Source organism: Algoriphagus sp. PAP.12, from assembly GCF_026652115.1.
Classification (GTDB): domain Bacteria; phylum Bacteroidota; class Bacteroidia; order Cytophagales; family Cyclobacteriaceae; genus Algoriphagus.
In genome coordinates this window covers 23,877-36,105 of the sequence record NZ_JAPPSQ010000023.1, presented here as the reverse complement: position 1 = coordinate 36,105, position 12,229 = coordinate 23,877, and the positions used below count along the sequence as shown (strand labels likewise).

The following is a 12,229-nucleotide window of genomic DNA, read 5'->3' as shown; positions in this document are numbered from 1 at the left end:
CGATGAGCAATACCGGAATCATTATCGTCGTCAGCATCGTTGCGCTTCACTTTGTGATCGGTATTGGTTATTTGATTTATAAGCTTTCTGGGAAATCGCAGGATGAAAAAGATTCTAAGAATCCATAAACTCCCACACACTTCTATATCCCCCATTCTCTTCAAAATATTGAAGGATGGAATCAAAAAAAGGATTGATCGCAAGCGTACTGCTATCCCCTACAAGAACCAATTTTCGTTTGGCTCGAGTCAAGGCGACATTCATTCGTCTTTCATCTGCCAAGAAACCAATCTCTCCCCGATCATTGGATCGAGTCAATGAAATCAGCATCAAATCTCGCTCCTGGCCCTGAAACCCATCCACCGTATCAATAGTGACCAAATCTGAAAAAGCCCTCAAATTGGGATAATCATAGGACTCAAAAATCAGATTTCTCAAATATCGAACTTGAGCCGAATAGGGGGCAATCAATCCAATGGTCCATTTATTCTCCTTGAATTTCCCGACTCCTATTCGCTTGATCAAATCCTCTAAATAGCGGGAGGAAAAAGCTCCTTCCTCTGGATTGAATGTACTTAAGCTATCCTCTTCCTGTCTATCCGTATACCCTGCACCAGCGGTATCGATCCATTCCAAAACAGGCTCATTTTCGAAGAAGTGATCTTCTGTATTTGGTGCTGCTTCCAGCTTTCCTTTGTAGAAATATGAATTGGAAAAGCCCATGATTTCAGACTTCATCCGGTATTGAACTTGAAGCAATTCTGCTACTTCAGGCTTTCTGGATATCACTTTCTCCATCAGTGTCTCGGCCAAACCAGATTGAGAAGCTTCGTAAGATTTGATAGTTGGTGGAAGTTGAAGGTGGTCTCCTGCAAAAACGATTTTTTTAGCTTTCAAAATCGGAATCCAAGTAGCAGCCTCCAATCCTTGAGCGGCTTCATCAATGAATACCACATCAAAAGTCATCCCTTTTAACTGGAAATGAGAAGCTCCTACCAAGGTACAGGCAAAGACCTGCGTCTTTTGAAAAATGTCATAGGAAATGTATTCCTCCAAATGTCTGGCCGCCTCACGAATTCTACCAACTTCATCAAAAAGCAATTGACGCTGTCTTCTTTCCTCTTTACCAAAATTTCTTTTGAATTGCTTAGCCAGTTTGAGGTACTGGTCTATCTCTTTTCGAAGCTTTTTGAGATCTCTGTAACTGTCATGTTGTACAGTTTTGGCGTCCAAAGTCTGATTAAGAATTTTTTCCTCCACTCTTGCCGGATGTCCGAGACGAAGTGTAGAGACTCCCTGATCAGTCAATTTTTCCACCAAAAGGTCAACGGCCGCATTGCTTGGAGCACAAACTAGGATGGATTTCCTATCTTCCGCAGCTTCCAGGATCGCCTGAATCAAAGTGGTGGTTTTCCCTGTCCCCGGAGGTCCATGTATGATGGCTACGTCTTGAGCTTCGGATAGTTTCAGGCAGGCTTGATTCTGCGAAAAATTCAGGATCTCCTTTTCAATTCTAGCTAAGGAATTGAATTTTGGAGCCTGATCACCCAAGAGGATCTCTTTGAATTCATTAATTCTAGGAGTATCACCTTTGATCACTTGCTTCAAGGCATATTCCATTTCTCTGTAGCTCGCCTCATCAAACAGTAAATCAACTCCCAGCTTGCTTCCCTCCATCCATTCTGGCAATTCATCTGCTTGAAGTGTGACTACCATCATGTCTTTTTTGACAGTATTGATCACGCCATTGACCCTAAATTCCGCAGACAGGTAGCCTTCTTGATTGGAAAAGAAAGAAACTGATTTCCCAGATTGAAAAGAGGAAGCCTGATGATGGTCTAACTTTTCTATTTCCACCAACAACCTCTCTCCCATTCCGATTTTGGACTTTTTTACTTGCACAGGATACCAGGTTATACCTTCCTTTTTCTTTGCTTGCAGAGAAGTATTCAAAAATTTCTTCTTGTACTGGGCCAAATCCTCCTGCCATTCCAGTTTCAAAAGTTTCAGACCTTTTTTTAATTCCTCCGTGACTTTGTCCATCAATCCGTATTTTAGGCGAAACTAATCAAAAGTCTTAGAGTTTCTCCCTTATGAATTTTCTTGCTCATGCATTTCTTTCCTTTCAACAAGAAAAAATTCTGGTCGGGAATTTTATAGCCGATTTTGTCAAAGGAAAACAGATCAATGACTTTGAAGATGGGATTCTGATGGGCATTTTGCTCCATCGGGAAATAGATTTCTTCACCGATTCACATCCTCTTGTGAAAGCAGGACAATCCTATTTGAGACCCAAGTTTGGGCATTATTCCACTGTAATCACTGATATTTTTTTCGATTACTTTTTAATTAAACATTGGAAGGAGTTCAAAGATATTCCTCTGGAAACCTTTATTCAGGAAACTTTTGAAACCCTAGACTCTTATGAAGAGATATTTCCGCCACGCTTTGCCAACATGTATTATTGGATGCGACAGGACAATTGGCTTTTGGCTTATGGAAGCGTAGAAGGTATTCAAAGTGCGCTTACAGGAATGTCCAAAAGAACCAAATTCAACTCCAAAATGGAAGAAGCTCATTTGGCTTTAGTAGAAAGAGAAAAAGAATTTGACGTGATTTTCTTAGCTTTTTTCAAAGATTTAGAGACTTTTGCGTTCGAAAAACTTCAAGAAATCCAACAAGCACATGGTCGTCATTAAACCGAAAAGCTCCACTTATTTTTCACTGGGAATTATCGTAGTGGCTCTTTTGGCAGGCTTAATCCTGATTTTAAGGGATTTCGCTTACAAAGGAAGCTTTGGCTTTTGGTTTTACCTGATTGCTGCTACGATTATCACTTTGGTTCTTTTGATGCTTTTGGTGAAGATGTTGGCGGGTTTTCGGTTTATCACCGCAGGAAGAGATCAAATTATCATTAAGATGCCACTTCGGGGATTTCACAAAGCATATCCCGTTTCTGATATTTTAGCTTGGGAAGAGGAAGTGGTAATGGCCAATAAAAAAGAATTCAAGCAATTAACCATTGCATTTTCGGACAAGCAGTCCATTTCGGTTTCCAATCACGAGCACGACGCTTATACCGACCTAATCAAATATTTGATCAAAAAAGCTCCGAAGCAACGCGTAAAAAGTAAAAAAGCCTGATTTCTCAGGCTTAAAATTTTTATTGGTTTCTAAAGTTCTTGTCATAAAGATCAATACTCTCTCTGATAATTCTAAGAGCATCTTCTTTGCCCAAGAAGTCTTCAACTTTCACTTCTTTGTTTTCCAACTTCTTATAGTCCTCAAAGAATCTGTGAATTTCCTTCATCAAGTGAGGAGGAAGTTCGTCGATATCATTGATATAGTTGACGGACTGATCACCAGCTGCTACAGCGATGATTTTATCATCTGCCTCACCACCATCAACCATTCTCATCACACCGATCACCTTTGCTTCAACCAAGCACATAGATGGGATATCAATTTGAGAGATAATCAAGATATCCAAAGGGTCATGATCCTCACAAAAGGTTTGAGGAATAAATCCATAATTAGCAGGATAGTGAACTGCAGAGAATAATACCCTGTCCAACATCAACATCCCTGATTTTTTATGCAATTCGTATTTGCCTTTACTTCCTTTGGGAATTTCGACAACTCCCATTACAACTTCAGGAGATTCTTTCCCAATATTGACATCATGCCAAGGGTTAATCATAAATTTTTCTTTTTGTTAATAAAAAGTCGGAGGGCAAAGATACGCTTTCCGACTAAAATCACCACAAAGAAGGGGTTATTTCAATGAAGGAAGTGAGACTCTAAAGGTAGTTCCCTCATCCAAGACTGATTCCAATTCTATATTTCCACCTAATTGCTCCACCGCTTCTTTGACCATATAGAGTCCTAACCCAGTACCTACATTCTTTTGAGTGGCACGTGTAAATAGATTAAACACATCAGAACGATGACGTTCATCAATTCCTATTCCATTGTCTTCCAACATAATAAGAGCCTGACCTTCTCTCACATCAACAGTAAGACTAATCCTTTTCTCACCTTCTCCCCTTTTTTGGAATTGGACGGAATTGCTAAATAAATTATTCAAGATCACTCGGATTTTAGATTCATCCGAATAGAATACATCTTCTTGGGTGATTTGTACATCAATATGGAAATGCTGAAGATCAAACTTGGCATGATAGGCTTCCATCTGTTGCCCAACCACTGCTTTGAAGTCAATCTCAGCAACTTTGTGATCAATTTTAGTAGATCTATAGAAGTCCAACATTTTGTAAATGAAGTCATCCAATTTGGTAGTTGCAGAATCAATCATTTCAAAATACTCCATGATATTAGGATCACTCACCTCCATTTTGGCGAGTTTGGATACTCCTGAAATACTCATCAATGGTCCTCTCAATTCGTGAGAAAGGCTATAAACAAATTGATTCATTTCTGTATGCAACTTCTTTAGCCTGATGTTTTTTTCTTTGAGCTCTTGACGCATAAAGAAAATATCCGCTGCATTTTTGATCGAGTTTTTGATCTGCTCAATATTCCATGGCTTATCGATAAAACGGTAAACTTCGCCTTTGTTGATCGCATCGATTACAGAGGCAATATCAGAATAACCTGTCAAGAGAATTCTAATAGGATCAGGATTGATTTCAATCAATTTTTCAAAAAACTCAGTACCGGTCATTCCCGGCATCCTTTGGTCAGCGATTACAACATGAACATCTTCTTCTTGAGCTATTTTGAGCCCTTCTTCTGCATCAATAGCTGTAAAAATCTTAAAATCCTTTCTTAAAGTAGCTCTAAAAGATTTGAGGTTATTATCCTCATCATCTATGTAGAGCACATGAATTTTGCTATTCATATTTGGCTGTGCTTTGGTAAACAGGTAGCGTTATAATAAAAGTAGTTCCTTGACCTTCTTCAGATTTTACTTCCAGGGTCCCTTTATGGTTCTCAATAATAGAATAAACTATTGAAAGGCCCAAACCTGTACCCTTCCCAACTGCCTTTGTAGTAAAGAAAGGTTCGAAAATTCTTTGCTTGACACTTTCTGGCATTCCAGGACCATTATCCTCAATTTCCACAACCACCTGATCCCCAGTATCCTTGGTCCTTAGCGTTATTTTTGGATCACTGATGGTATCTAAATTATCACTCAATGCATGAACAGCATTATTGATAATATTCATAAATACCTGGTTGATTTTACCTGCCAGACATTCCACTAATGGCAACTCTCCAAACTCTCTTACAATTCTTATTTTTCCAGGAATCGAACTATTCAGCAAAATAATAGTGCTATTGATACCATCATGGAGATCCACTTTCTTCACATCCTGCTCATCTACTCTGGAGAATAATCTTAAGCCTTTCACAATTTCCACGGTCCTTTTGGCTCCTTCTTCCATCCCTTTCAATAACTGATCAACTTCATCAAGCACATAGTCCAATTCCAAGTCTTCTTCCAGATCCAAAGCTTTCTTCTTTGACTCCTCTTTAAACTCTTCTTTTCCAGTCTCTCTATAGAACTCAATCACTTCCATTATGTCCGCTATATCTCGCTTAAGAGGCATAATATTGGAACTCACAAAGTTGATTGGGTTATTGATTTCGTGAGCAATACCTGCTGTCAACTGACCTAAAGAAGCCATCTTCTCTTGGCTTACTAATTGGCTTTGGGTATTTTGAAGATTTCGAAGTGCCTGTTCCAATTCATCAGTTCGCACCCTTACTTTATCTTCCAAAAGAACATTTTGCTCTTTGATCAGCTGCTCATTCTCCTTCAATACTCTTAAACGCTCTGACTGCTCACGCTCTTTTTCTTTTTTCAGGATGTTGATTTTATCTGCTAAAGCAAAGGCTAACAAAATTGTTTCAAACGTCACCCCGATGGTAAATACGTAATTGGTGAAAAAATTATGAGGTAGGAAATTCAGATATCTAAGAAGGAATATCATCATGCTAACTATCAATAATGACCAGGCAAACAAGAAAAACTTAGCTGGACGATAGCCTTTTCTTAGGCTGAAAATTGAAATTGATAGCAAATAGAATGACACAAAACCCAACAAGCTTTGCATCATTTTGATATTGAACTGACCAATTCCAAAATCAATAAAGAATGTAATCAATACAAAAAAGTAAATTACAATAACTCCAAATCCAACATTATAAACTTTCTTATTGAGATTCTTAATATTCAAAAACTTCAATGAATAATAAATCCCCGTCATTGAAACCAAAATGGTGGTGATATAGAAAGCGTGTTCTTTTAGATAAATATTATCGGGCCAGAAGTAGGCATCCACATAACCTGCCAAAACACTTTGATTCAGTCCCTCCAAAAGGATATAAAAGATAAAAATCCCATAGAGGTAATCCTTGGTTGAAGACCATAAGAAGAGATTGTAAAAAAACATTGCCAATACAATCCCAAAGTAAATCCCAAAAAGTACATTTTTCTGATCCAGCTTCAGCGCGTATTTTGACTCAGCTTCATGATTGATTTCAATTGGGACAACAATATTCCCCAAACTTTTTACTTTAATGTAATAAGTCAATGTCTCATTGACTGGAATCAATTCTTGATTAAAGAGTGAATTGAAATCACTTTTGGTATAATTCACTCTTCCCAATTGGGATAATAATGAGCCGTTTTGGTCATAAACTTCGATCTCATTGAGCATTGGGTTTTCAAAGGAAATGTCAACTTGGCTTTCATTTGAGAATCGGGAATCTAAAATTACTTTTATCAAAAAGACCGAATCACTGTATCCCAAAAAGAGGTTTGCATCTTTCTCTTCTTTCCAGGAAATATTCTCCAAGTTGAGATTACTTATTCCTTCATCTAAGTCTGGAAGAGTAGTGTATCCAACATACCTAAAACCATCGCCATTTTTTTCTGAACAAGAAATGGCAAAGAATGCCGCTATAAATACTATTATTAATGTTCTTATCATTCTAAAAAAGATGTGTACTCTAATGTGACATGTCTGTTTCTATAAACTTCTTCAATGATCAGTGATCTATTGTTTCGTATTCTAAAAATCGGTTCTCGGTGTTCCTCTGCTGTCATGGGAAGATTGACTACATCATGAAGTTTCATTGCCGTAGCAATCAAATCCAATTTGGGATAATAAAAAGTACCGTTATTCCCCACCTCAGACAAAACTTCGTATCCTATCTCAAGTCCAAGTTTCACTGTAGTAGGAGCAAATAATGCGTAAAGTGAATTTAAGCCGATTTTTGGTGCCAATGCCAAACAAGCTTTAACCATAAAAATAGCACCTATCCCTAATCCGGTGATTTTTCTGGAATTCCAAAGACCGCAAACCTCACCGGTTCCTGCATCTAGGTCCTTAGCGATTACATCCCTAATTGAACTATCTAGATCCTGAATTGCCTCCACCATCGGCAGAGGGGAAATTTCATTTGCTTTATGAATTCGTGCACCTCCGTAGATCTGCCCATCTTCGCTGGATTCCACAATTACCACTATGACATCAGGGTTTTGAGCCCATGAATTATTAGCAGATGTGACTTTTTTGACACCAATACTTTCCAATACCTGTCGATGCCCCTCAATGAACAATTCACACCTCTCTGGATAATCTACCGCCTTGAACGCAATCAACTTATACATAATCCTACAACACTATAAGGCTTTTCCACACATCCCGCCGATAGGAACGCATACTTGGTTCATCTGCTTTATTAAGGCGAATCATAAAGATTTCTTTCCTCTGAAGATCTTTATTGAAAATTTCATTCAGGTCCTTTTTCAATCCCTTTATACCTTCTTTTTCTTCTGGAGTAAACCCACTGTTTTCTTCACCTTCTACCCTATGAAAGATAAACAGGGATCCGGAAACAGGCTGAATACTAATACCCAATATATTAGCTTTCAGCCAAATTCTCTGAAGAGTAGCGCCAGCTTTTAAGATTGAAATAGGATCATAAGAATCGCTTTCAATCATCAAAATAGCTGAGGAGCTAAGTATGGTATCATCAGAAATTTTAGATAGGCCAAAGCCCAAATCATGTTTTCTGAAAAATTCTACTGTACCAGGATCTCTCACCAAGCCCATGGCAGCTCTGGAGGAAGGATCCATTTCCAAAGTTGCAATATCTATTCCATCGCCTGTGCTTTTGGCTTCTTCATCTGACCATCGGATTTCATCCATAAAATCCTGATATCCTTGCTCATGAAGTAATCGATATCGATCCATGCCCCCAATAATACCAGCAAGTTGTTTCAAGTCTTCATTGGAAGAGACTACTTCTATTGAAATCTCTTTTTCTTTAGTCCCAGTAGCCTTCAAAATCTCAAGATCCTCTGACTTCAATTCTTCTTTTGGACCATTCTTCCTATTGGTGCATCTAAGTTCAATTCCCTTAGAAAGCTCTCCAAATGGTACTGAAATGCTTTCAGAAGATTTTGATTGGAAACGAATTTGAGCAATGTAATCTTGATCAAATTCAGAGACTTTATATTCTATCTCTACCTGGACCCCCATATCTGCAGCAGCAAGACGAATATTTTCAAGTGCAGCTCCAAAGGCTAAAAGGGAGCCTGAACTTTTATAATCCAATAAAGAATTGCTCAAGGATTTGTCTTCGAACAAGTGGAGAACTCCATTTTTATCAAAAACCCACTTCCATGGTTGAGAATTCCCACCTGAAGGAGCCAGATTGGCTAATCGGACCAAATGCTCCAACTCTTCAGGCAACAATTTATATGAGGAACCTTTCTTGTAATTATAAATTGATTCTTCAGACCAACTTTGACTTACTTCTTCGGATGAAGTTTGTTCTACTTTTTTAATCTTTTTGGAAGGAATCAATTCATCCAAATCAACAAAATACCTGCCCGACTCAATATCTTCTCCCAATAAAAAATTTCGCGCAACGTGCCCAATTGAAGCACCTCCCAAAAAAACAGAAGAAGCTAATTGAGGCCAAGATGTGATACTCTGAGTTACTTCCAATAGGGAAGCTTTCATCCGAGTTGAAAGGGTATCTTCACCTGTTATCTTCAGTACCATGGGTACTTTTTGCTTATTTGTCAGGTTTTTCAATGATTTCAAATTGAGGTCACCCAAATACCCATGAAACAATGGCCTATCTGGTTCATCATCAAAACGCTCCACATCTAGCATTCCTCTATCTGAAGTTTCCATCATTAAAGCCACTTTTTTACTTCTGGCTTTTTCTCGAAGTAAAACCTTAATATCTAGACTGTCACATTCATCAATAATCAGGTCTAACATTCCCCCATCCTCAAAAAACTCATCAATGTTATCCTCCGAAATACCATCTCGGTAAAGCTTTAGCTTGAGATAAGGATCCATTTCTGAAATCTCCCTAGCCGCAATCACAACTTTCTCAGTTCCCAAATTTGTCACACCCGCTCTCAGACGATTAAGATTACTCAATTCCAAGGTATCGAAATCTGCAAGCCGCAATTCCCCAAAACTTCTCTCAAGAGCCATGACCAAAGCAATACTTTGACCTACTGACAACCCGACGATTCCAACTTTCTTTTGAGCCAGTTCAGCTTGTTCCTGAGGAGTGATTTTATAATTGTTTCTTAGTGTTCTGACTCTAATAAACTCCTCTTCTGGCAAAAGATGGACTAATGTAGATTTCCATGGGTAATAAACCCAATTACCATAATCTTCTTTGATCTGACCTTCGAAAAACTCATCTATTTGTCCTTCCAATTCTTTCTTTGATAATGCCTTGGTAGGATGGTTGGACTTAATTAAGTCTGCTACCTGACTCTCAATTTGATCAACAATAGATATTTGAGGATTGTGAAATAGGTCCACCAGCTTTTCTTTATCGCAATAATTCTTAGGATCAAGAATTATTGGATAAACCTGATCAGCCAAGGCAGATTTGGATGAAATAAGCATTTTTGGTAAGAAAGGGTAAAGGTGACGATAGGTAAAGTTAGTTTTTGATTTTATATGTCAAATCAATTGTATCAATTATTTATTCTAATTCATTGAAAAATCTAATGCGCTATTGATTAAATACATGAAACAAATTGTTTGGTTTTGATAAAAAAATACAATTATTTAGAACTAATTTCACATACCATATTAGTTTGGATAGTTAATGGAAAAGAAGTCTGAAGAAAAAATAAGAATTTTATACGTGGATGATGAAGAAAATAATCTTCAGGCATTCAAGGCTACTTTTCGCCGTGATTTTAAAATTTTCCTTGCTATTTCAGCGAAAGAAGGAAGAGAGGTCCTAGAAAAAGAAGAGATAGACATCATTATTACTGACCAAAGAATGCCTGAGCAAACTGGTGTCGAATTTCTTGAATCAATCATCCCCATTCACCCAAATCCAATTAGAGTTTTATTGACTGGATATACAGATATCCAAGCTGTAATTGATGCTATTAATAAAGGTCAAGTATATCATTATCTCACCAAACCTTGGGAAGAAGATTATTTGAGAACAGTTATTAAAAATGCGTTTGAAGTATATACACTTCGTAAGGAAAACGAACGTTTGACACAGTCATTGATCAAAGCAAATGATCAATTAGAATTCTTGTTAAGACAAAACCTTCTTTCTTAAGGCAAATCAATATCTGGCAGCTAGGAGTAATTGTAATTCCTTGTGAGTAAGATCAAACTTCCTTGCTAAATAGGCATTGGTTAGGCTACCACGATAAGTGTAGACGCCTCTCAAGAACCATCGGTAATTAAAAATCATTTCTTCTGGACCTCCCAAATCTGACATTTGAAGGACAATTGGGGTAAAAATATTACTCAAAGAATAGGAAGCTGTTCTAGAAACCCTAGAAGCTATATTGGGAACGCAATAATGAATCACATCATGAACTGTGAAAGTGGGTTCACTATGAGTAGTCAAACTAGCTGTCTCAATACAACCTCCCTGGTCAATCCCAACGTCAATTATGATACTTCCATGCATCATATTGGCCACCATTTCTTCACTTACTACAATTTTATTCCTTCCCTTTTCAGCCCTGAGGGCCCCAATTACAACATCTGCCTCAGATAAAGCCTGTGTCAAAGTCAAATTGTCAATTGTAGAAGTATAAACTTGTTGACCAAGTAATTGCTTTAGTCTACGGAGTTTGTAAATGTGATTGTCAAAAACTTTGATATTCGCTCCAAGTCCTAGGGCTGTTCTAGCTGCATATTCAGCTACTGTTCCTGCGCCGATGATGACCACTTGGGTTGGAGGAACACCGGTTACGCCTCCCATGATCAGCCCTTTTCCGTCATTAACTGAGGAAAGATATTCTGAAGCAATCAACATCACAGTACTACCAGCAATTTCAGACATTGCACGAACGACTGGCATCCCACCTACTTTATCTTCTAAGTATTCAAAAGCTACTGCGGTGATCTTTTTTGCATTCAAAGCTTGAATCAGCTCTTTACTTTGATTCCCGATTTGCAAAGCTGAAATCAAACATGCTCCCAACTGCATAAAGCCGATTTCTTCAATGGTTGGAGCATCTACTTTCAAGACCAAATCGACTTCAAAGGATTCCTTGGAGGAATAAACTACCTTGGCTCCTGCGTCTGAATAATCTTGATCTGAAAACTTGGAAGCAACACCGGCTCCTGTTTCCACGATCACGTGCATTCCATTGTTAGTCAACAATCCTACCGCCTCTGGAGTCAATACAACTCGCTTTTCCTCTGATGATTTCTCTTTGGGAATTCCAATACTTAATTGTTTTCCGTCTTTTTTTACTTTGACTGGAGATTCTTTAGGAATCAGCCCAACAGCAGCTATATCTTTCATCTCAGTGGACATCCTCAATTAGTTGAAGTGTAATTTTTCTACTTGAGGCAGTATTATACTCAATTTTTACCAATAAAAATTGATCGGGGATCAATCCTCCTAAATTTTCAGCCCATTCCATCCAACAATAATCCCCACCATAGAAATACTCCTCTATTCCAATTTCCAATGCCTCAGCTGGATCATCAAGTCTATAAAAGTCAAAATGGTAAATTCTCTCACCTTTATCAGTCTCATATTGATTAACAATCCCAAAAGTTGGACTGCTCATGGGATCAATCACACCCATTTTTTCACCGAGAGCTTTGATTAGGGTAGTTTTACCAGCTCCCATTTCGCCTTGAAAAACCCAGATTTTCTCATCTCCTACATGGGTAAATACCCAATCGGCAACAGATCCAAGTTCCGACATTTCATATATTCTACT

Annotated in this window: 12 protein-coding genes; 4 read left to right on the top strand and 8 right to left on the bottom strand. The window is 38.1% G+C overall.

Annotated features, from left to right (window positions below; translation table 11 throughout):
• Window positions 1-2 precede the first annotated feature (2 nt).
• Window positions 3-128, top strand: a complete 126-nt coding sequence (locus tag O0V13_RS19375; protein ID WP_268036655.1) for a hypothetical protein — start codon at window positions 3-5, stop codon at window positions 126-128.
• Here the strand turns inward: O0V13_RS19375 and O0V13_RS19370 are convergent.
• Entirely contained in the window at window positions 115-2,043 is a 1,929-nt protein-coding gene (locus O0V13_RS19370) for an AAA domain-containing protein (RefSeq protein WP_268036654.1), read from the bottom strand. The two genes, O0V13_RS19375 and O0V13_RS19370, sit on opposite strands and share 14 nt — an antisense overlap.
• Window positions 2,044-2,093: 50 nt before the next feature.
• Here O0V13_RS19370 and O0V13_RS19365 point away from each other — a divergent pair, with 50 nt between their 5' ends.
• Window positions 2,094-2,699 (top strand): acyl carrier protein phosphodiesterase, encoded by a 606-nt coding sequence (locus O0V13_RS19365; RefSeq protein WP_268036653.1) that lies wholly within the window; start codon window positions 2,094-2,096, stop codon window positions 2,697-2,699.
• The gene (locus tag O0V13_RS19360) at window positions 2,686-3,144 is read left to right on the top strand and encodes a hypothetical protein (protein ID WP_073572904.1); all 459 of its coding nucleotides are present in this window, start codon (window positions 2,686-2,688) and stop codon (window positions 3,142-3,144) included. The genes O0V13_RS19365 and O0V13_RS19360 overlap by 14 nt, the downstream gene beginning before the upstream one ends.
• 19 nt (window positions 3,145-3,163) lie before the next feature.
• On the opposite strand, the gene O0V13_RS19355 is transcribed toward O0V13_RS19360, so the two are convergent.
• The 5 genes from O0V13_RS19355 to O0V13_RS19335 all read right to left on the bottom strand — a co-directional run bounded on the left by O0V13_RS19355 (window position 3,164) and on the right by O0V13_RS19335 (window position 9,917).
• Entirely contained in the window at window positions 3,164-3,700 is a 537-nt protein-coding gene (locus O0V13_RS19355) for an inorganic diphosphatase (RefSeq protein WP_268036652.1), read from the bottom strand.
• Between the two features lie 75 nt (window positions 3,701-3,775).
• A complete protein-coding gene (locus O0V13_RS19350; RefSeq protein ID WP_268036651.1) occupies window positions 3,776-4,861 on the bottom strand; it encodes a hybrid sensor histidine kinase/response regulator in 1,086 nt (361 codons plus the stop codon).
• A complete protein-coding gene (locus tag O0V13_RS19345) occupies window positions 4,854-6,959 on the bottom strand; it encodes a sensor histidine kinase (RefSeq protein WP_268036650.1) in 2,106 nt (701 codons plus the stop codon). The genes O0V13_RS19350 and O0V13_RS19345 overlap by 8 nt, the downstream gene beginning before the upstream one ends.
• Complete coding sequence (locus tag O0V13_RS19340; protein WP_083586487.1) at window positions 6,956-7,642, bottom strand: hypothetical protein; 687 nt, start codon at window positions 7,640-7,642, stop codon at window positions 6,956-6,958. The genes O0V13_RS19345 and O0V13_RS19340 overlap by 4 nt, the downstream gene beginning before the upstream one ends.
• Window positions 7,643-7,646: 4 nt before the next feature.
• Complete coding sequence (locus tag O0V13_RS19335) at window positions 7,647-9,917, bottom strand: Rv1355c family protein (protein ID WP_268036649.1); 2,271 nt, start codon at window positions 9,915-9,917, stop codon at window positions 7,647-7,649.
• 205 nt (window positions 9,918-10,122) lie between these two features.
• Between O0V13_RS19335 and O0V13_RS19330 the strand changes: the two genes are divergently transcribed.
• Window positions 10,123-10,596, top strand: a complete 474-nt coding sequence (locus O0V13_RS19330) for a response regulator (RefSeq protein ID WP_073572898.1) — start codon at window positions 10,123-10,125, stop codon at window positions 10,594-10,596.
• 6 nt (window positions 10,597-10,602) lie between these two features.
• Here the strand turns inward: O0V13_RS19330 and O0V13_RS19325 are convergent, their stop codons facing one another.
• Window positions 10,603-11,814, bottom strand: coding sequence for an alanine dehydrogenase (locus O0V13_RS19325; protein WP_268036648.1), 1,212 nt, complete (start codon window positions 11,812-11,814; stop codon window positions 10,603-10,605).
• Window positions 11,804-12,214: a tRNA (adenosine(37)-N6)-threonylcarbamoyltransferase complex ATPase subunit type 1 TsaE gene (gene tsaE, locus O0V13_RS19320; protein WP_268036647.1), complete on the bottom strand. Its 411-nt coding sequence runs from the start codon at window positions 12,212-12,214 to the stop codon at window positions 11,804-11,806. Before tsaE ends, O0V13_RS19325 begins: the two co-directional genes overlap by 11 nt.
• Window positions 12,215-12,229 lie beyond the last annotated feature (15 nt).

What these genes read in the sequence shown, in the direction of transcription:
- O0V13_RS19340 (WP_083586487.1), bottom strand. Translation starts at nt 7,642, where the DNA reads ATGTATAAGTTGATTGCGTTCAAGGCGGTAGATTATCCAGAGAGGTGT.
- tsaE (WP_268036647.1), bottom strand. Translation starts at nt 12,214, where the DNA reads ATGTCGGAACTTGGATCTGTTGCCGATTGGGTATTTACCCATGTAGGA.
- O0V13_RS19375 (WP_268036655.1), top strand. Translation starts at nt 3, where the DNA reads ATGAGCAATACCGGAATCATTATCGTCGTCAGCATCGTTGCGCTTCAC.
- O0V13_RS19355 (WP_268036652.1), bottom strand. Translation starts at nt 3,700, where the DNA reads ATGATTAACCCTTGGCATGATGTCAATATTGGGAAAGAATCTCCTGAA.
- O0V13_RS19325 (WP_268036648.1), bottom strand. Translation starts at nt 11,814, where the DNA reads ATGTCCACTGAGATGAAAGATATAGCTGCTGTTGGGCTGATTCCTAAA.
- O0V13_RS19370 (WP_268036654.1), bottom strand. Translation starts at nt 2,043, where the DNA reads ATGGACAAAGTCACGGAGGAATTAAAAAAAGGTCTGAAACTTTTGAAA.
- O0V13_RS19330 (WP_073572898.1), top strand. Translation starts at nt 10,123, where the DNA reads ATGGAAAAGAAGTCTGAAGAAAAAATAAGAATTTTATACGTGGATGAT.
- O0V13_RS19345 (WP_268036650.1), bottom strand. Translation starts at nt 6,959, where the DNA reads ATGATAAGAACATTAATAATAGTATTTATAGCGGCATTCTTTGCCATT.
- O0V13_RS19350 (WP_268036651.1), bottom strand. Translation starts at nt 4,861, where the DNA reads ATGAATAGCAAAATTCATGTGCTCTACATAGATGATGAGGATAATAAC.
- O0V13_RS19335 (WP_268036649.1), bottom strand. Translation starts at nt 9,917, where the DNA reads ATGCTTATTTCATCCAAATCTGCCTTGGCTGATCAGGTTTATCCAATA.
- O0V13_RS19365 (WP_268036653.1), top strand. Translation starts at nt 2,094, where the DNA reads ATGAATTTTCTTGCTCATGCATTTCTTTCCTTTCAACAAGAAAAAATT.
- O0V13_RS19360 (WP_073572904.1), top strand. Translation starts at nt 2,686, where the DNA reads ATGGTCGTCATTAAACCGAAAAGCTCCACTTATTTTTCACTGGGAATT.